The sequence below is a fragment of the Diaminobutyricimonas sp. LJ205 genome, from assembly GCF_009755725.1.
Taxonomy (GTDB): domain Bacteria; phylum Actinomycetota; class Actinomycetes; order Actinomycetales; family Microbacteriaceae; genus Ruicaihuangia.
In genome coordinates, this window is record NZ_CP046619.1 from 1,111,263 (window position 1) to 1,127,891 (window position 16,629).

Sequence of the window (16,629 nt, forward strand, 5' to 3'; positions counted from 1 at the left end):
GAACTAGTGTGACTGATATGACAGAGCGCGAAGACAAGCGCGGCGCCGACGAGGGCGCGGTCGACCGTGTGCTGGCCGCCGAGCAGTCCCGATCGGTTGGCTACGCCCGCTTCGGAGGGCGAGCGGAGGCGCTTCAGGACGCCGATCACTACAGCGACCAGCGCGACGGTGAACAGTTCGAGCGTGAGGACCGTGCGGCGCTCCGCCGCGTTCGCGGACTGTCGACTGAGCTCGAGGACGTCACCGAGGTTGAGTACCGGCAACTGAGGCTCGAGAACGTGGTGCTCATCGGCGTGTACTCCGGTGGCTCCCTCGAAGACGCCGAGAACTCGCTGCGCGAACTCGCAGCACTTGCCGAGACCGCCGGTGCGGCTGTGCTCGACGGGCTGCTTCAGCGCCGCCCGAATCCCGATCCCAGCACGTACCTCGGCCGCGGCAAGGCGCAGGAGTTGGCCGACATCGTCAGGGCAGTCGGCGCCGACACCGTGGTCGCCGACACCGAGCTCGCACCCAGCCAGCGCCGTGCGCTGGAGGATGTCGTGAAGGTCAAGGTAATCGACCGCACCGCGGTGATCCTCGACATCTTCAGCCAGCACGCCAAGAGCCGTGAGGGCAAGGCGCAGGTCGAACTCGCGCAGCTCGAGTACCTGCTGCCGCGCCTGCGCGGCTGGGGTGAGTCGATGAGCCGCCAGGCCGGTGGCCAGGTCGGATCCGCCGGCGCCGGCATGGGAAGCCGCGGACCAGGTGAAACCAAGATCGAACTCGACCGGCGCCGCATCCACACCCGGATGGCCAAGCTGCGCAAGCAGATCAAGGGCTTCGCGCCCGCCCGTGAGGCGAAGCGCGCCAACCGCAGCCGGTACGAGGTGCCGAGCGTTGCGATCGCCGGATACACCAACGCCGGCAAGTCGAGCCTGCTCAACCGGATCACCCAGGCCGGCGTGCTCGTCGAGAACGCGTTGTTCGCAACCCTGGACGCGACGGTCCGCCGCACGCACACCCCGGACGGGCGGCTGTACACGCTGGCCGACACGGTCGGGTTCGTGCGGAACCTGCCTCACCAGCTGGTCGAGGCGTTCCGGTCAACACTTGAGGAAGTCAAGGATTCCGAGGTCATCGTGCACGTCGTCGACGGCGCGCACTCCGACCCGGCCAGCCAGATCACAACCGTGCGAGATGTCATCGGCGAGATCGACGCGCGCGACATCCCCGAGATCGTCGTGTTCAACAAGGCCGACCTCCTGGACGCCGACCAGCGGTTGCTGCTGCGCGGACTGGAACCGGACGCCGTGTTCGTGTCGGCACGAACCGGCGAGGGCGTCGAGGAGCTGCAGCAACGGATCGCCGACCTGCTGCCCGCCCCCGAGGTGGAAATGACGTTGCTGGTGCCCTACGACCGGGGCGAAGTCATCTCTCGCCTGCACGTGCAGGGGCGAGTCCTGAAGACGGAGTACCTCGAGAAGGGCACCCGCGTGAAGGCGCTCGTGCACCCGTCGCGAGTGGATGGCCTGAGCGACTTCGTCGAGCAGCACGCCCGCTGATCACCTGGCAACAGCGCAAACCGTTGGTCGAGCTTGCCGAGATCCGGTCTCGGCAAGCTCGACTAGCGGACTTCTGGCGTCGTCTGGGCGCCTAGTCGGCCGAGACCGGGCTCGTGGCCGACGGCGCGGACGCAGGCGACGCGGGCGAGGCGACCGACGGCGCCGACAGCACCGACGGTGCGCTGATCGGCGAGGCGGCGCTGGGTGCTGAAACGGGGCTGGCCGGGGTGGCAACGCTCGGGGTCGAGTCGACGACGGACGCGGCCTGGTCGGACATCGACACCGGTGCCGTCTGCTCGCTGGTCGGGGCGCTCGGGATGCCGAATGCCGCCCCGCTGGTCTGGGTGACGGGGCGCGTGTCAACCGCCGCACCGCTGACGTCGTTCACGCCCGTGGCGTGGGCCGCGGCCACCGCGCCGCCGCCGATCAGGCCCAGGCCGAGAACCGATGCCGCTCCGATGGCGGTCCACTTGGTCTTGTTCTGCATAGTCATCTCCTGCTCGTCGAGACCCGACTCCATGCCGCGGGCTTGATGACTACCAGCCTCGTCGGGCTCCATGAGATGCCGAGGAGACCTAGGTGAGGGCATTCTCATCTTCTGTTCGGTCGTCGATGCGGCCATCCCGTGACCGCCAGGTACCCACGGGTCGGCAGAACAGGAGCGCCACGATCGCGATCCCAGCGAGCGCCGCATCAGGCAGCCACGTGCCCAGGACGATGACGTGCGAGATGAGGAACAGCGGCAGCGTCCAGAGCGCCAACCAGCCCGCCGGCTGTCGGATGAGCCCGATTGCCACGATCAGCCCCAGCACAGCGAAGGCAAGGCCGAACGACGCAATCAGTACCTGAGCATCGAACGGGAAGGGGTCGTCTACGAACAGCGTGGACAGGGCGATGACACCGCTCAACGCGAACAGCACGCAGAGCAGCACCTGGCCGACACGGAAGAGAAGAGACACGTGCACCTCCTAGTGTGAGATGGGCTCACACTAGAGGCGGTCTCACGCCTCGCGCAATGGGTGCCGGCGGTCAGATCGTGCGCAGGACCGCCACGACCTTGCCGAGCACCTCGGCGAAATCACCCAGGATCGGTTCGAAGTTCGAGTTGCGGGGGAGCAGCCAGGTATGCCCGTCACGCTGACGGAACACCTTGACCGTAGCCTCGGAGTCCAGCATCGCAGCGACGATGTCACCGTTCTCCGCGGTCTTCTGCTGTCGAACGACAACCCAGTCGCCGTCGCAGATGGCGGCGTCGATCATCGAGTCGCCAACGACCTTGAGGATGAACAGGTCGCCCTTGCCGACCAGCTGCCGAGGCAGCGGGAAGACCTCTTCGATCTGCTGCTCGGCGGTGATCGGGATGCCAGCGGCAATACGTCCGACCATCGGAACCATCGCCGCGTCGCCCACCGGTGCGGATGTCTCGGACGAATCCTCGATCGCGGGGAGGTCGATCAGGATCTCGAGCGCCCGGGGGCGGTTCGGGTCGCGCCGCAGGTATCCGCTGAGCTCAAGCTGGTTCAGCTGATGCGTGACGCTCGACAACGAGGACAGGCCAACTGCGTCACCGATCTCGCGCATGCTCGGCGGATAGCCGCGCTGGGAGACCGAGCGCTGGATCACATCAAGGATCGCGAGCTGCTTCTCGCTCAGGTTCTTCCGGCGCCGTGTGCGGCGCTCGGGCTCAGCCTTCTCGTCCATCGGTCTCCCCTCCGCACGGCCATCGACCTGCAATGTCGGTGGTCCCTGATTGTCTGTCTCCAGACACTCGAAACTGTATCCACAAACACCGTGGAAACAAACATGCATTCGAGAGTGTCGTGGCATTAGGGGCAGATTGTCCCTTGACGCCGCGATTCTTTCGAATGTATGTTCGGAACACAGCTTCGCATCCGGTGGCTCCCGGCCGAGCACCGGATGCGAAACCCTCAAGGAGGTAATACTCATGAGCACCATCACCCTGGCCCCTGCTCCCGTCCGCACCCGGCTGCGCCTCACCCGCCGCGGCCGCATCGTGATCACCGGTCTCGTCTCCCTGCCGCTCGTGCTCGGCGTGCTCTTCACCTCGCTCAACGGCGGGGGAGCAACCGCAACCTCGGACCGCAGCGCCGCGTCCTTCGAGTACGTCACCATCCAGGCCGGCGAATCGCTGTGGGGCCTCGCCGAGTCGATCGCGCCCGACGCCGACCCGCGGGACGTCATCTCCGACATCCTCTCGCTCAACCAGGTGAGCACCGCCGACGTGCACCCGGGGCTGCGCCTCGCGCTGCCGTCCGCCTACAGTCACTGACGACACCCGTAACCGCGCTCAGGAGCACGCCTCTAAAATAGGTTGGTGACTTCTCTTGCTGACCTGCCCATTCGTGATGACCTGCGCGGACAGTCGCCCTACGGCGCTCCGCAGAAGAGCGTGTCAATTCGGCTGAACGTCAACGAGAACACCCATCCGATGCCCGACGACGTGGCAGAGGAGATCGTCGCGCGGATCACCGCGGTCGTCCGTGGGCTGAACCGCTACCCGGACCGTGAATTCACCGACCTGCGCGACAGCCTCGCCGGGTACCTCGGACACGGCCTCGACCGCTCGAACATCTGGGCGGCGAACGGATCGAACGAGGTCCTGCAACAGATCCTCCAGGCCTTCGGTGGTCCCGGACGAAGCGTCCTTGGCTTCCCACCCACCTACTCGATGCACTCGATCCTGGCTGCGGGCACCGGAACACGCTGGGTCGCCGGGCCGCGCGACGCCGACTTCGAACTGTCGGCAGCGACCGCGGTGGCTGCGGTCGAGGCCGAGCGGCCGGACCTGGTCTTCTTCTGTTCCCCGAACAACCCGACGGGCACTCCGGTCTCACTCGACACCATCGCCGCCGCCTATGACGCGACGGACGGCATTGTCGTCGTCGACGAGGCCTACGCCGAGTTCGCGCCCGCCGACCAGCCGACCGCCCTCACACTGCTGCCGGGCCGGCCACGCCTGATCGTGTCCCGCACGATGAGCAAGGCGTTCGCCTTCGCCGGCGCCCGAGTCGGCTACCTGGCCGCGGATCCCGCCATCGCCGACGCGCTGCGGCTGGTGCGCCTGCCCTACCACCTGTCCGCGCTCACCCAGGCCGCTGCGATCGCCGCGCTCGCGCACGCCGACGAGATGCTCGCGATGGTCGAGGACATCAAGGCCCAGCGCGACCGGATCATCACCGAGCTTCGGCGGCTCGGCTATAAGACGTACCGCAGCTGGTCGAACTTCGTGCTGTTCGGCGGGGTCGCCAACCCCAACGAACTCTTCGAGACCCTGCTTGCGCAGGACATCATCATCCGTGACCTCGGCATCGACGGCCACCTCCGGGTCAGCGCCGGCACCGAAGCCGAGACGACGGCGTTCCTCGAGGCGATGGCTAGGATCGAAGCATGAGTGCACAGCCCCGCGTCTCGCGGATCACACGCGAGACCAGTGAGTCGAGCATCGAACTGGACTTGAACCTCGACGGAACCGGGGTCAGTGCCATCAGCACGACGGTCCCGTTCTTCGACCACATGCTCACCGCCTTCGCGAAGCACTCCCTCGTCGATTTGACCATCAAGGCCAAGGGCGACATTGAAATCGACGTGCACCACACGGTCGAGGACATTGGCATCTCGCTCGGCAAGGCGATCAAGGAAGCTGTCGGCGACAAGGCCGGGATTTCCCGCTACGGCGATGCCCACGTGCCGCTCGATGACGCCCTCGCTCGCGCCGTCGTCGACATCTCCGGACGGCCGTACCTCGTGCACACCGGTGAACCCGCCGGCTTCGAACACCACCTGATCGGCGGTCACTTCACCGGTTCGATGGTTCGGCACGTGTTCGAGGCCATCGCCCTCAACGCCGGCCTGACCGTGCACCTCACGGTGCTCGCCGGTCGTGACCCCCACCACATCGCCGAAGCCGAGTTCAAGGCGTTCGCACGCGCCTTCCGGCAGGCTGTGGCCTCCGATGCCCGCGTCAGCGGGATCCCGTCAACCAAGGGTGCTCTGTAACCAAGTGACCACACCATCCGTCGTCGTCCTTGACTACGGCTCGGGCAACATCCATTCCGCGGCGAAGGCCCTGGAAGCAGCAGGCGCCCGCGTCGACGTGACCGCCGACCGGCAGAAGGTCGCCGAGGCCGACGGTCTGCTCGTCCCCGGCGTCGGCGCGTTCGCCGCCGTCATGCAGCAGCTGCGGGCCGTGCGCGGCGACGAGCTCATCGATCGCCGGCTGGCCGGCGGTCGCCCGGTGCTCGGCATCTGCGTCGGCATGCAGGTGCTCTTCGAACGCGGCGTCGAACGCGGAACCGACACTGAGGGTCTCGGCGAGTGGCCGGGAACGGTCACCCAGCTCCAATCCGAGGTGCTGCCACACATGGGTTGGAACACGGTCGAGGCCGCGGAGGACTCCGTGCTCTTCGACGGTATCCAGAATGAGCGTTTCTACTTCGTCCACTCGTATGGCACACCGGAGTGGACCCTCGAGATCGAACCGCCGTTTCCGCAGGCGAAACTCACCTGGGCGGAACACGGCAGCCGGTTCCTGGCCGCCGTCGAGAATGGGCCGCTGTCGGCCACCCAGTTCCACCCGGAGAAGTCCGGCGAGCCCGGCATCCGGCTCCTGAGCAACTGGCTGCGCAGCCTGTAAGCCTCTTCCGCGTACTGGAGTACGATTCTGTATTTGTGCCCGAAGGCACAACCTCCTGAGATCAAGGACATCATGAGCGAGTTCAACACGACCCCGGCCCTTACCTTGCTGCCGGCGGTCGATGTGGCAGATGGAAAAGCGGTCCGCCTCACCCAGGGCGCGGCCGGCAGTGAAACCAACTACGGAGAGCCGGCGGATGCCGCCGAAGAATGGGTCGCCCAGGGCGCCGAGTGGATCCACCTCGTCGACCTCGACGCCGCCTTCGGCCGTGGCAACAACCGCAATGTCATCAAGCGGGTGATCAAGAGCATCCCGAAGCACGTGAACATTGAACTGTCCGGCGGGATCCGCGACGACGCCAGCCTTGAGGCCGCGCTCGCCACCGGCGCCAAGCGCATCAACCTCGGCACCGCGGCGCTCGAGAACCCGGAGTGGGCAGCCCACGTCATCTCCGAGTACGGCGAGGCAATCGCCGTCGGCCTGGACGTGCGCGGCACCACGCTCGCCGCTCGCGGCTGGACGAAGGAAGGCGGCGACATCTGGCATGTCATGGACCGCCTCGAGCTCGCCGGCTGCAGCCGTTACGTCGTCACCGACGTCACCAAGGACGGCACCCTTCAGGGACCAAACATCGAGCTGCTGCAGCAGGTGCTCGACCGCACTGACAAGCCGGTGATCGCCTCAGGCGGCATCTCCAGCCTCGATGACATTGCCGCGCTGCGCGAACTTGTGCCGCACGGACTCGAGGGAGCCATCGTCGGCAAGGCGCTCTACGCCAAGGAGTTCACCCTGGCCGAGGCGCTCGACGTCGCCGGCAGCTGAGGCTGATGGCTCTCGCCGACTCAGCGGGCGTTCCCTGGGAAGGGCGGCACTTCGAGCAGAACGTGCACGCCGCCGATGATGGTTCCGCGCCCCCGGCGCTGATCGAGGCGCTCCGCCGGTTCCACGAGGGCAGCGCCGACGCCTCCGTCGTCGTTGATGCCTTCCGCGACTCGCGGCTGCTCATCCCGCTCGTCGCCCACCTCGGTGAGGCCGGCGAGAACGAGCACGGACACCTGATCGACAAGAGCCAGGAACTCTCGATCGTGACCGTCGCCGGACCGGACGGCCGCAATGTGCTCCCGGTGTTCTCATCGGTGACGGCAATGAGCAGATGGAATCCGGATGCCCGGCCGGTGCCAGCCGACGGGATGCGCGTCGCTCTTGCCGCAGCGCACGAGCAAACCGACCTGGTCGTGCTCGACCCGCTGTCGGACACCGAGTTCGTGCTGCGCAGGCCGGCGCTGTGGGCCATCGCGCAGTCGCAGCCGTGGCTGCCGAGCCACCTGAACCCCGAGGTGGTCGCCGCGATGCGCGCCAGCGTCAGCGAGGAACCGGCGGTCACCGACATCCAGCTCGCCTCCGGCGATCCGGCGGGAACCCTGGCCGGCCCGGAGCTCACCGTGCGCCTTGCCCTGATTGACGGGCTGGCGAAGCCCGCGCTCGACGCCACCCTGTCACGCCTTGCCTCACGCTGGGCGGCAGACGAGGTCATCGCGACCAAGGTGGATTCCCTGGCACTGCAGTTGGTGGCATCCGCGCACGATTGACACCCCTTCGGGGGCGGGAGGACAATCGGAGCCAGCATGCCCGACGTGTGCAGAATGCAGGTGCTCCCATGCGTGAAACGACGGTCGATGAAGCCGCTTCAGGCGGCGAACTGAGCCACTGGCAATACGGGCCACTTCTCGAGAGCACGGCCGAGCGCGCCAAACGCTGGCTGGACGGCGTGCCGGATCGGCCGGTTCCACCGCACTCCGGGATCGAGGAAGCCAAGAACGCGCTGGGCAGGAGCCTTCCCGACAACGGGCATGACGCCGCACGCGTGATCGAGAAACTGGTAGCGGGCGTTGAGCCGGGCCTGATGGCCATCCAGTCGCCGCGGTTCTACGGCTGGGTCATGGGCGGAACGCACCCGGTGGCGCTCGCGGCCGACTGGCTCGTCAGTTCCTGGGACCAGAACGCGGGTATGCGCTCGGTCACCCCGGGAGTAGTCGCCGCCGAAGAGATCGCGGGGGAGTGGGTCCTCGAGGTGTTGGGGCTGCCAGCTGGTTGCGCGGTCGGCTTCGTCACCGGCGCAACCGTAGCCAGCTTCGTCGGACTGTCCGCGGCCAGGCACCACGTGCTGGCGAACGCGGGGTGGGACGTCAACCGTGACGGCCTCTTCGGGGCTCCCCACATCAACTTCGTCGTCGGGCAGGAACGCCACAGTGCTGTCGACCTGGCCGGGCGCTACCTCGGCCTCGGCGCCCCGATGGTGATCCCGTCCGATGCGCAGGGCAGGATCCGGGTCGACCTGCTTGCCGATCACCTGGCCGACGTCGACGGGCCGACGATCGTGTGCCTGCAGGCCGGCAACGTGCACTCCGGGTCGTTCGACGACTTCCTCGGCGGCATTGAGATCGCCCACCAACGGCAGGCGTGGGCGCATATCGATGGTGCCTTCGGGCTCTGGGCGGCCGCCTCACCCCGGTTCGATTCACTGGTGGACGGGTTCCGGCGTGCCGACTCGTGGGCGACCGACGCGCACAAGACTCTCAACGTGCCCTACGACTGCGGAGTGGCAATCGTTGCCCACCCGGAGGCGCTGGCCGCGGCGTTCGGCGTCGAAGCCAGCTACTTGGCCACTGCGGAAGATGGCGCCAATCCGTACGACCTGGTCCCGGAGCTCTCCCGGCGTGCCCGTGGCGTGCCGGTGTGGGCGGCACTGCGCTGGCTCGGACGTTCTGGGGTGACCAAGCTGGTCGAGCGCCTCGCCGACGGTGCTGCAGGGCTCGCCGAGGGATTCCGTACTCTGCCGGGAGCGAAGGTCCTGAACGAGGTCGTCTTCACCCAGGTTTGCCTTGCCCTGCGCGACGACGCCACGACGATCGGCGTTGGCCAGTTGTTGCGCGACGAGGGCCTGGTCTTTGCCTCGCCGTCGAGATGGCACGATCGGGCGATCCTGCGTTTCTCGGTCAGCAATTGGGCGACGGATGCCCAGCAGGTCGAGTTGACCGTCGACGCCGTACGGCGCGCACTCGCGAAGTGGGAAGGCTAGCCCGCTAGTTGACCGGCCCGGTGTACTTCTCACCGGGTCCCTTGCCGGGCTCGTCCGGGAACGGCGACGCCTCACGGAACGCCAACTGCACCGTGCGCAGCCCGTCGCGGAGCGCCAGCGCGTGGTGGTCGCCGAGGAACGGCGCGGAGGCCGTGACCAGCCCAGCGAGAGCGGTGATCAGCTTGCGAGCCTCATCCAGATCCGTGGCAGCGTCGCCCTCCTCGGCCAGGCCGCACTTCACCGCTGCGGCGCTGAGCAGGTGGATGCTGACGGTGTTGATGACCTCGACGGCTGGTACTTCGGCAATGTCGCGGATCTCGTCAGGCTCGCTCATTCTTCATTCCTCTGCTAGTCTTGTGCGGGCTCCGGGGCTTCTCCCCGGTACGAAAGTGGAGATTCTCCCACCCGCGCTTGACCGCTACATAAGGTTACCGGGTAGTTACACCCCGCCGGTCCGCACCGAAAGGAGCAGGCAGGCAGCTAAAGGGTGTGAGCGCCGCTGTGCGCGTGTATCTTTCCTCTCGTGGTTTCCGGCACCCGTCGGATTCCGGCTCGGTGTTTTCGTAGAACGAGGAGATACGTATTAGCGATCCCAGAACGAACGACCGTATCCGCGTCCCCGAGGTCCGCCTCGTAGGACCGGCTGGCGAACAGGTCGGCGTGGTCAAGATCGAGGTAGCCCTGCGCCTGGCGCAGGAGGCCGACCTTGACCTGGTGGAAGTTGCCCCCAACTCCAAGCCGCCGGTTGCCAAGATCATGGATTACGGCAAGTTCAAGTACGAGGCTGCGCAGAAGGCGAAGGATGCCCGGCGCAACCAGGCGAACACCATCCTCAAGGAGGTTCGGTTCCGCCTCAAGATCGACAAGCACGACTACGAAACAAAGCGCAAGCGCGCAGAGGGATTCCTCAAGGGCGGCGACAAGGTCAAAGCCATGATCCTCTTCCGCGGGCGCGAGCAGTCCCGCCCCGACCAGGGTGTGCGCTTGCTCCAGAAATTTGCCGAAGATGTCGCGGAGTTCGGAACGGTTGAATCGAACCCCACCATTGACGGTCGAAACATGGTCATGGTCATTGGCCCGCTGAAGAACAAGGCGGACGCAAAGGCGGAGGCTAACGCGAAGCGTGCCAGTGATAAGGCACACGACACAGAGACAGCAGAGGAAGAGAATGCCTAAGCAGAAGACGCACTCCGGCGCCAAGAAGCGCTTCAAGTTGACCGGATCCGGCAAGATCATGAAGCAGCAGGCCGGCATGCGCCACAACCTGGAGGTCAAGTCGACCGACCGCAAGCGTCGTTTGAACGCGGACCAGGTCATCGCTCCGGCCGACGTCAAGTCGATCAAGAAGCTTCTCGGCAAGTAAGGGATTAAAGACAAATGGCAAGAGTAAAGAGGGCGGTCAACGCCGCCAAGAAGCGTCGCGTTATTCTTGAGCGGGCCGAGGGCTACCGCGGTCAGCGGTCGCGCCTGTACCGCAAGGCCAAGGAGCAGGTCACTCACTCGCTGGTTTACAGCTACCGTGACCGCCGGGCCAAGAAGGGCGAGTTCCGTCGCCTCTGGATCCAGCGCATCAACGCCGCGGCGCGTGCGAACGGTATGACTTACAACCGTCTCATCCAGGGCCTGAGCCTGGCTGGTGTCGAGGTCGACCGTCGCATCCTCGCCGACCTCGCGGTCAACAACCCCGAGACCTTCGCGGCTCTGGTGCAGACTGCGAAGAAGGCGCTTCCGGCCGACACGTCGGCTCCGAAGGCTGACGCTGCAGCGTAAGCACTCTTCAAGAAGACCCCCTGTCGCTCCGGCGGTAGGGGGTCTTCTCGTTACTAGACTGAGCCCATGATCGATAACCCCCGCTCGCCGCGCGTGCGAGGGGTGGCAAAACTAGCCAAGCGCGACGCGCGCTCGAAGACCGGGCTGTTCCTGCTGGAAGGGCCCCAGGCCGTCGCCGAGGCGCTCGCCTATCACTACGAGTTGCTCGTCGAGTTGTACGCCACCGAGGCCGCGATCGAGCGGTACACCGACATCGCACAAGCAGCCGTTGACGGCGGCGTCGACGTCGAGATCGTCTCGGAGCAGGTGCTCGCCACGATGGCCGACACCGTCACTCCGCAAGGCATCGTCGCGGTCTGTCGGCAGTTCCCGACATCCGTTCGCGACATCTTCAAGAGCGGCCCGAAGCTCATCGCAATCCTCGAAGAGGTGCGGGATCCGGGCAACGCAGGCACGATCATCAGGGCAGCGGATGCTGCCGGCGCGGATGGCGTGATCTTCACCGGCCGCACGGTTGACGTGTACAACCCCAAGGTGGTGCGGTCGACGACCGGGTCCTTGTTCCACATGCCCGTCGCCATCAGCCCCGACCTCGAGTCCGTTCTCGAGCGTGCCCGGCAGGCCGGAATCCAGATCCTCGCCGCCGATATCAAGGGCGACGACCTCCTGGCCGCAAGGACCGCAGGCGTACTTGACCAGCCCACCGCCTGGTTGTTCGGCAACGAGGCGCGTGGGCTTTCCGACGAGCACTTCGCTTTGGCAGACCGGGCAATCAGCGTGCCGATCTACGGCAAGGCCGAGTCGATGAACCTCGCCACCGCCGCCTCGGTATGCCTCTACGAGAGCGCCTTCGCGCAGCGCACGCAGGCTGAGTAGCCGGTTCCGCTGCCGCTGGTCGAGCCTGCTCTCCGCTGGTCGAGCTTGTCGAGACCTCGGTCTCGACAAGCTCGACCAACGAATCGGGTCAGCTCATCGAGACGAGGATCTTCACCTCGTTGTCCTTGTTGGTGATCAGGCGCTGGAAGCCCTGTTCGATGATGTCGTCGACCGTGATCTTCGACGTGATGAACGGCGCCAGGTTGACCTTGCCGCTCTGCACCAGCTCGATCGCCTCAGCGTGGTCGTTCGCGTAGCCGATGGAGCTGCCGAGTTCGCGGTCGCCGAAGGTGAGTTCGCCGGCGATGTTGATCTCGACGGGCTTCGTGTGGATGGCGACGACCTCGAGACGACCGCCGGCGCCCAGCACCTCGAGCAGTTGGTGCACGACGACGCCGACACCGGCAGCGTCGAACGCCAGGTCAGCGCCCGCGCCGCCGCTCTGCTCGGCGACGATGGCCTTGAGGTCCTCGGTCGAGGGATCGACCACGACATCCGCGACGCCGGCCGACGCGGCCTTCTCGCGGCGTGCCTTCGAAACCTCGCTGACGATCGTCTTCACGCCCTTGGCCTTGAGCACGGCAGCCACGAGCAGGCCGATCGGTCCGGCACCGCCAACCACGGCGACCTGGCCCGCGGTTGCGCCCGCGTGCTTCACCGCGTGCAGCGCCACCGAAAGCGGCTCAATCATCGCAGCCTGGTCGAGCGGCATATCGCCGACCGGGTGCACCCAGCGCTGCTCGACGACGATGTGCTCGCTGAGACCGCCGCCGAGACCGGAGATGCCGATGAAGCCCATCTGCTCGCAGAGGTTGTACTTGCCTGCCTTGCAGGCGGCACAGGTGCCGTCGACCATGAGCGGCTCGACAACAACCGAGTCGCCGACATTGATGCCCTCGACGCCCTCGCCGATCTCCTCGACGACACCGGAGAACTCGTGACCGAGCACCACGGGCAGTGTCTCGCCTGACAGCGGATGCGGGGAGTCGAGCGTAGGCGCCGGAGGCATCGGTCCCTCGTGGAAGAGGTGCAGGTCGCTGCCGCAGATGCCGTTGAAAGCTGGGGCGATCTTCACCGTCCCAGGTCGCAGCGTGGGCTCTTCCACCTCCTCGACTCGGATGTCTTCCTTGCCGTAGTACATGGCGGCCTTCATTACGTACTTCCTTTCCTGCGGGTACCTTGTGGGTGCCTCAACCGTAGGTCGCGGTTCTGAAGATTCCTTCAACGACGCCGTTCGGCCACTCACTACCAGTACTCTCAACAGCAGGGCAGCGACGGAGCTGCAACCGAGGACGACTCGCAAGTTAAGGATTTGTTACGAAGCGCGCCACGGTTTGACCCATATCAGCCGAACATGGGAATGTAATCAGCATGGAACCACTCGTCGTCATCGACAGCGTCAACAAGCATTACGGCGAACTACATGTTCTGAAGAACATCACAACGACCGTCAACAAGGGCGAAGTCGTCGTCGTGATCGGCCCAAGTGGCTCCGGCAAATCCACCCTCTGCCGCGCGATCAACCGGCTCGAGACCATCGACTCGGGAACGATCACGATCGACGGCAAGAAGCTGCCCGCCGAGGGCTCCGGTCTCGCCAAGTTGCGTGCCGATGTCGGGATGGTCTTCCAGTCGTTCAACCTGTTCGCGCACAAGACCGTGCTCGAGAACATCACCCTCGGCCCGCGCCGGGTGCGGAACATGTCCAAGGCCGATGCCGACAAGCGGGCGATGGAACTGCTTGACCGGGTCGGCGTCGCCAACCAGGCGAAGAAGATGCCGTCGCAACTCTCCGGTGGTCAGCAGCAGCGCGTCGCCATTGCCCGATCGCTGGCGATGGACCCCAAGCTCATCCTGCTTGACGAGCCGACTTCGGCGCTCGACCCGGAGATGATCAACGAGGTGCTCGAGGTCATGATCGGCCTTGCCCACGAGGGCATGACCATGGTGGTCGTCACGCACGAGATGGGCTTCGCCCGCAAGGCCGCGAACCGCGTGCTGTTCATGGCAGACGGCGAGATCGTGGAAGAAGCAACCCCTGAAACCTTCTTCACCAACCCTCAGTCTCCGAGAGCGAAGGACTTCCTCTCGAAAATCCTCACCCACTAACCGGTGGGTGATCACCACAGCACCAAGGAGGGAACCATGCGACTCAAAAAGGGTCTCGTGATTTCAGCAATCGCCGCGGCCAGCATGCTGACGCTTGCCGCTTGTACCGACTCGGGCGCGCCCAGCGCCGAGCCTGAGGTCGAAGACGTCGAGTTCGAAGCGGGCACCACGATGGCCGAGCTCAATGAGGCGGGCTCGATCACCATCGGCACCAAGTTCGACCAGCCGTTGTTCGGCCTGGTTGGCCCGGACGGTACCCCGGTCGGTTTCGACGTCGAAATCGGCAAGATCATTGCCGCGGAGCTGGGCATCGCCGCCGACGACATCGAGTGGGTCGAGACCGTGTCCGCGAACCGCGAGCCGTTCATCCAGAACGGCCAGGTCGACATCGTTGTCGCGACGTACACGATCAACGACACCCGCAAGGAAGTCATCGACTTCGCAGGCCCCTACTACGAAGCCGGTCAGGACCTGCTCGTGCTCGAGGGCAATGCCGAAGGCATCGAGGGCCCGGAGTTCTTCACCGAGAACCCCGACAAGAAGGTCTGCACCGTCACCGGTTCCACCTCGGCCACCAACATCGCCGAACACGCGACCGCTGAGGGCCAGATCCTCACCGCCGAAACCTACTCGGCGTGCCTCGAGCCGCTGCGCAACGGTGAGGTCGTCGCCGTCACCACCGACAACGTGATCTTGGCGGGTCTCGCCGACCAGAACCCTGGCGAGTTCGAGGTCGTGGGTGCCCCGTTCACCGCTGAGCCCTACGGCATCGGCCTTGAAAAGGGCGACGACGCGTTCCGCAACTTCATCAACGACACCCTCGAGGCTGCCTACGAAGACGGCCGTTGGGAATCCGCGTGGGAAGCCACCGCGGGCAAGGTGCTCGACCTGCCGGAACCGCCGGCAGTCGACCGCTACTAAGTAATCAACACTGAACGGATGGCCCGCTCGCAACACCCGGGCGGGCCATCCGCCAGCACGCAACACCACGCACTCAACAACAGAAGAGGAGGTGCCGATGGACGCGGTCATTGAATATCTGCCGGAGTTCGGCCAGGCATTCCTAGTCACGCTCAGCCTCCTCGTGTACTCGGGACTCGGCGCTCTCGTCATCGGAGTGATCATTGCGGCGTTGCGGATCTCACCGGTGGCGTCGTTGCGGGTGTTCGCGACGGCGTACACCGAGCTGTTTCGCAACATCCCGCTCACCCTCATCCTGTTCTTCTGCGCGTTCGTCCTTCCTTACCTTGAAGTCGACCTCGCGTACTACAACCTCGCTCTCATCGGCCTCACGGCGTACACCTCGCCCTTCGTGGCTGAGGCGATTCGTTCCGGCGTGAACGGCGTGCCAGTCGGCCAGGCGGAGGCTGCGCGAAGTATCGGTCTCGGCTTCGGCCAGGTGCTCAGCCTCATTGTCATGCCGCAGGCGATCCGTATGGTCATTCCACCGCTCATCAACGTGTTCATCGCGCTGACCAAGAACACGTCGGTCGCTGGCGCATTCTTCGTCGTCGAAATCTTCAACGTCGCCCGCACCGCGTCCAACGACCGCGGCGACGAGGTCGTGCCGATCCTTCTGGCTGCGGCGCTGCTGTATCTCGTGATCACTGTTCCGCTCGGCCTCATCGCCGGTCGCATCGAGAAGAAGGTGGCGGTGCTGCGATGACCTCCGTGCTCTATGACGCCCCCGGGCCCCGCGCCAAGCGGCGGTCGGTGCTCATTTCGATCGTCGGTGCCGTGCTCATCGTCGGCGGCTTGGTCTGGCTTATCTTCACGCTCGGCCAGCCGCGCGTTTCCGCGAACGGCTCCGTCCAACCTGGAATGTGGGATCCCAGCCGCTGGGACATCTTCCTCGACGTGCAGGTCTGGCGGTTCCTGGGAGAGGGTGTGCTCGCGACCCTGCGGATGTTCGCAGTCGCGGCGGTCTTCGCGATCATCATCGGCATCCTGTTCTCCTTCGGACGCGCTGCCGCACGTCAATGGATTCGCGTGCCGGTCACCGTGATCCTCGAATTCTTCCGCGGCATGCCGGTGCTGCTGATGATGCTGTTCATCCTGCTGGTGTTCGCTACCGGTGCCTACTGGGCCGGCGTCTGGGCGCTCGCGGTCTACAACGGCGCGATCATCGGTGAGGCCCTGCGCGCCGGAATCCAGTCGCTGCCCAAGGGACAGCGCGAGGCAGGGCTGTCGATCGGACTCACCCCGCTTGAGACCCGATTCCGGATCGAGTTCCCGCAGGCGTTCAGGCAGATGCTGCCGATCATCCTCGCGCAGCTGGTCGTGCTGCTGAAGGACACCGCGCTCGCCTACATCGTCGGCTACCCCGAGTTGCTGCGGAACGCGACCCAGTTCCTCGCGAACTTCTACGGCAACCGCTACTTCTTCTCGCTGTTCTTCGTCGCCTTGGGCATCTACCTGATCATGAACCTCACCCTGTCGTGGTTTGCTCGGTTCGTGGCCAAACGCACCGGGCCGAAGCTCGGCAAGGCGGCCGGACCGGGACCTCGCGTCGCGGGTGTTGAAGGCACGCAAGCGATCACGATGCCCAGCGCGACCGGTGAGGCGCAGCCCGGTCTCTGAGCCCCGACTAAACTTGGGCC

Annotated in this window: 21 protein-coding genes; 16 read left to right on the top strand and 5 right to left on the bottom strand. The window is 65.6% G+C overall.

Going from position 1 to position 16,629, the window contains the following annotated elements:
• Positions 1-17: 17 nt before the first annotated feature.
• Entirely contained in the window at positions 18-1,541 is a 1,524-nt protein-coding gene (gene hflX / locus GO591_RS05290; RefSeq protein ID WP_157157787.1) for a GTPase HflX, read from the top strand.
• Positions 1,542-1,632: 91 nt separating this feature from the next.
• Here the strand turns inward: hflX and GO591_RS05295 are convergent, their stop codons facing one another.
• From GO591_RS05295 to lexA, 3 genes are all read right to left on the bottom strand, one after another.
• Positions 1,633-2,028, bottom strand: a complete 396-nt coding sequence (locus GO591_RS05295) for a hypothetical protein (protein ID WP_157155858.1) — start codon at positions 2,026-2,028, stop codon at positions 1,633-1,635.
• Positions 2,029-2,116: 88 nt separating this feature from the next.
• On the bottom strand, positions 2,117-2,500 hold the full coding sequence (locus tag GO591_RS05300) for a hypothetical protein (protein WP_157155859.1): 384 nt from the start codon (positions 2,498-2,500) through the stop codon (positions 2,117-2,119).
• Between the two features lie 70 nt (positions 2,501-2,570).
• On the bottom strand, positions 2,571-3,242 hold the full coding sequence (gene lexA / locus GO591_RS05305) for a transcriptional repressor LexA (RefSeq protein WP_157155860.1): 672 nt from the start codon (positions 3,240-3,242) through the stop codon (positions 2,571-2,573).
• Positions 3,243-3,486: 244 nt separating this feature from the next.
• On the opposite strand from lexA, the gene GO591_RS05310 reads away from it, so the two are divergent.
• The 7 genes from GO591_RS05310 (at position 3,487) to GO591_RS05340 (ending at position 9,274) form a co-directional block, all read left to right on the top strand.
• Complete coding sequence (locus GO591_RS05310) at positions 3,487-3,831, top strand: LysM peptidoglycan-binding domain-containing protein (RefSeq protein WP_157155861.1); 345 nt, start codon at positions 3,487-3,489, stop codon at positions 3,829-3,831.
• A gap of 45 nt (positions 3,832-3,876) precedes the next feature.
• Complete coding sequence (locus GO591_RS05315) at positions 3,877-4,953, top strand: histidinol-phosphate transaminase (protein ID WP_157155862.1); 1,077 nt, start codon at positions 3,877-3,879, stop codon at positions 4,951-4,953.
• Positions 4,950-5,558, top strand: a complete 609-nt coding sequence (gene hisB, locus GO591_RS05320; protein WP_157155863.1) for an imidazoleglycerol-phosphate dehydratase HisB — start codon at positions 4,950-4,952, stop codon at positions 5,556-5,558. The genes GO591_RS05315 and hisB overlap by 4 nt, the downstream gene beginning before the upstream one ends.
• A complete protein-coding gene (gene hisH / locus GO591_RS05325) occupies positions 5,515-6,195 on the top strand; it encodes an imidazole glycerol phosphate synthase subunit HisH (RefSeq protein WP_157155864.1) in 681 nt (226 codons plus the stop codon). Before hisB ends, hisH begins: the two co-directional genes overlap by 44 nt.
• Positions 6,196-6,267: 72 nt before the next feature.
• Positions 6,268-7,017, top strand: coding sequence for a bifunctional 1-(5-phosphoribosyl)-5-((5-phosphoribosylamino)methylideneamino)imidazole-4-carboxamide isomerase/phosphoribosylanthranilate isomerase PriA (gene priA / locus GO591_RS05330; RefSeq protein ID WP_157155865.1), 750 nt, complete (start codon positions 6,268-6,270; stop codon positions 7,015-7,017).
• A gap of 5 nt (positions 7,018-7,022) precedes the next feature.
• Positions 7,023-7,784, top strand: a complete 762-nt coding sequence (locus tag GO591_RS05335) for an SseB family protein (RefSeq protein WP_157155866.1) — start codon at positions 7,023-7,025, stop codon at positions 7,782-7,784.
• A 68-nt stretch (positions 7,785-7,852) separates the two neighbouring features.
• Positions 7,853-9,274: a pyridoxal phosphate-dependent decarboxylase family protein gene (locus tag GO591_RS05340; protein ID WP_157155867.1), complete on the top strand. Its 1,422-nt coding sequence runs from the start codon at positions 7,853-7,855 to the stop codon at positions 9,272-9,274.
• A gap of 4 nt (positions 9,275-9,278) precedes the next feature.
• Here GO591_RS05340 and GO591_RS05345 read toward each other — a convergent pair whose 3' ends face one another.
• Positions 9,279-9,608, bottom strand: coding sequence for a DUF1844 domain-containing protein (locus GO591_RS05345; protein WP_157155868.1), 330 nt, complete (start codon positions 9,606-9,608; stop codon positions 9,279-9,281).
• A gap of 248 nt (positions 9,609-9,856) precedes the next feature.
• Here GO591_RS05345 and infC point away from each other — a divergent pair, with 248 nt between their 5' ends.
• From infC to GO591_RS05365, 4 genes are all read left to right on the top strand, one after another.
• Positions 9,857-10,450, top strand: coding sequence for a translation initiation factor IF-3 (gene infC / locus GO591_RS05350; protein WP_157157788.1), 594 nt, complete (start codon positions 9,857-9,859; stop codon positions 10,448-10,450).
• Positions 10,443-10,637 carry a 50S ribosomal protein L35 gene (gene rpmI, locus GO591_RS05355; RefSeq protein ID WP_157155869.1) on the top strand — a complete coding sequence of 65 codons (195 nt, stop codon included), beginning with the start codon at positions 10,443-10,445 and terminating at the stop codon, positions 10,635-10,637. The genes infC and rpmI overlap by 8 nt, the downstream gene beginning before the upstream one ends.
• A gap of 14 nt (positions 10,638-10,651) precedes the next feature.
• A complete protein-coding gene (rplT, locus tag GO591_RS05360; RefSeq protein WP_157155870.1) occupies positions 10,652-11,044 on the top strand; it encodes a 50S ribosomal protein L20 in 393 nt (130 codons plus the stop codon).
• 66 nt (positions 11,045-11,110) lie between these two features.
• Positions 11,111-11,920 (top strand): TrmH family RNA methyltransferase, encoded by an 810-nt coding sequence (locus GO591_RS05365; protein WP_157155871.1) that lies wholly within the window; start codon positions 11,111-11,113, stop codon positions 11,918-11,920.
• Between the two features lie 88 nt (positions 11,921-12,008).
• Here the strand turns inward: GO591_RS05365 and GO591_RS05370 are convergent, their stop codons facing one another.
• Positions 12,009-13,073, bottom strand: a complete 1,065-nt coding sequence (locus GO591_RS05370; protein ID WP_157155872.1) for a 2,3-butanediol dehydrogenase — start codon at positions 13,071-13,073, stop codon at positions 12,009-12,011.
• 218 nt (positions 13,074-13,291) lie between these two features.
• Between GO591_RS05370 and GO591_RS05375 the strand changes: the two genes are divergently transcribed.
• The 4 genes from GO591_RS05375 (at position 13,292) to GO591_RS05390 (ending at position 16,609) form a co-directional block, all read left to right on the top strand.
• Positions 13,292-14,029, top strand: a complete 738-nt coding sequence (locus GO591_RS05375; protein WP_157155873.1) for an amino acid ABC transporter ATP-binding protein — start codon at positions 13,292-13,294, stop codon at positions 14,027-14,029.
• Positions 14,030-14,065: 36 nt separating this feature from the next.
• Entirely contained in the window at positions 14,066-14,950 is an 885-nt protein-coding gene (locus GO591_RS05380) for a glutamate ABC transporter substrate-binding protein (protein WP_157155874.1), read from the top strand.
• 97 nt (positions 14,951-15,047) lie between these two features.
• The gene (locus GO591_RS05385; protein WP_157155875.1) at positions 15,048-15,695 is read left to right on the top strand and encodes an amino acid ABC transporter permease; all 648 of its coding nucleotides are present in this window, start codon (positions 15,048-15,050) and stop codon (positions 15,693-15,695) included.
• Entirely contained in the window at positions 15,692-16,609 is a 918-nt protein-coding gene (locus tag GO591_RS05390) for an amino acid ABC transporter permease (RefSeq protein ID WP_157155876.1), read from the top strand. Before GO591_RS05385 ends, GO591_RS05390 begins: the two co-directional genes overlap by 4 nt.
• The last annotated feature ends 20 nt before the right edge of the window (positions 16,610-16,629 follow it).

What these genes read in the sequence shown, in the direction of transcription:
- hflX (WP_157157787.1), top strand. Translation starts at nt 18, where the DNA reads ATGACAGAGCGCGAAGACAAGCGCGGCGCCGACGAGGGCGCGGTCGAC.
- GO591_RS05295 (WP_157155858.1), bottom strand. Translation starts at nt 2,028, where the DNA reads ATGCAGAACAAGACCAAGTGGACCGCCATCGGAGCGGCATCGGTTCTC.
- lexA (WP_157155860.1), bottom strand. Translation starts at nt 3,242, where the DNA reads ATGGACGAGAAGGCTGAGCCCGAGCGCCGCACACGGCGCCGGAAGAAC.
- GO591_RS05310 (WP_157155861.1), top strand. Translation starts at nt 3,487, where the DNA reads ATGAGCACCATCACCCTGGCCCCTGCTCCCGTCCGCACCCGGCTGCGC.
- hisB (WP_157155863.1), top strand. Translation starts at nt 4,950, where the DNA reads ATGAGTGCACAGCCCCGCGTCTCGCGGATCACACGCGAGACCAGTGAG.
- hisH (WP_157155864.1), top strand. Translation starts at nt 5,515, where the DNA reads ATGCCCGCGTCAGCGGGATCCCGTCAACCAAGGGTGCTCTGTAACCAA.
- priA (WP_157155865.1), top strand. Translation starts at nt 6,268, where the DNA reads ATGAGCGAGTTCAACACGACCCCGGCCCTTACCTTGCTGCCGGCGGTC.
- GO591_RS05335 (WP_157155866.1), top strand. Translation starts at nt 7,023, where the DNA reads ATGGCTCTCGCCGACTCAGCGGGCGTTCCCTGGGAAGGGCGGCACTTC.
- GO591_RS05340 (WP_157155867.1), top strand. Translation starts at nt 7,853, where the DNA reads ATGCGTGAAACGACGGTCGATGAAGCCGCTTCAGGCGGCGAACTGAGC.
- GO591_RS05345 (WP_157155868.1), bottom strand. Translation starts at nt 9,608, where the DNA reads ATGAGCGAGCCTGACGAGATCCGCGACATTGCCGAAGTACCAGCCGTC.
- rpmI (WP_157155869.1), top strand. Translation starts at nt 10,443, where the DNA reads ATGCCTAAGCAGAAGACGCACTCCGGCGCCAAGAAGCGCTTCAAGTTG.
- rplT (WP_157155870.1), top strand. Translation starts at nt 10,652, where the DNA reads ATGGCAAGAGTAAAGAGGGCGGTCAACGCCGCCAAGAAGCGTCGCGTT.
- GO591_RS05365 (WP_157155871.1), top strand. Translation starts at nt 11,111, where the DNA reads ATGATCGATAACCCCCGCTCGCCGCGCGTGCGAGGGGTGGCAAAACTA.
- GO591_RS05370 (WP_157155872.1), bottom strand. Translation starts at nt 13,073, where the DNA reads ATGAAGGCCGCCATGTACTACGGCAAGGAAGACATCCGAGTCGAGGAG.
- GO591_RS05375 (WP_157155873.1), top strand. Translation starts at nt 13,292, where the DNA reads ATGGAACCACTCGTCGTCATCGACAGCGTCAACAAGCATTACGGCGAA.
- GO591_RS05380 (WP_157155874.1), top strand. Translation starts at nt 14,066, where the DNA reads ATGCGACTCAAAAAGGGTCTCGTGATTTCAGCAATCGCCGCGGCCAGC.
- GO591_RS05385 (WP_157155875.1), top strand. Translation starts at nt 15,048, where the DNA reads ATGGACGCGGTCATTGAATATCTGCCGGAGTTCGGCCAGGCATTCCTA.
- GO591_RS05390 (WP_157155876.1), top strand. Translation starts at nt 15,692, where the DNA reads ATGACCTCCGTGCTCTATGACGCCCCCGGGCCCCGCGCCAAGCGGCGG.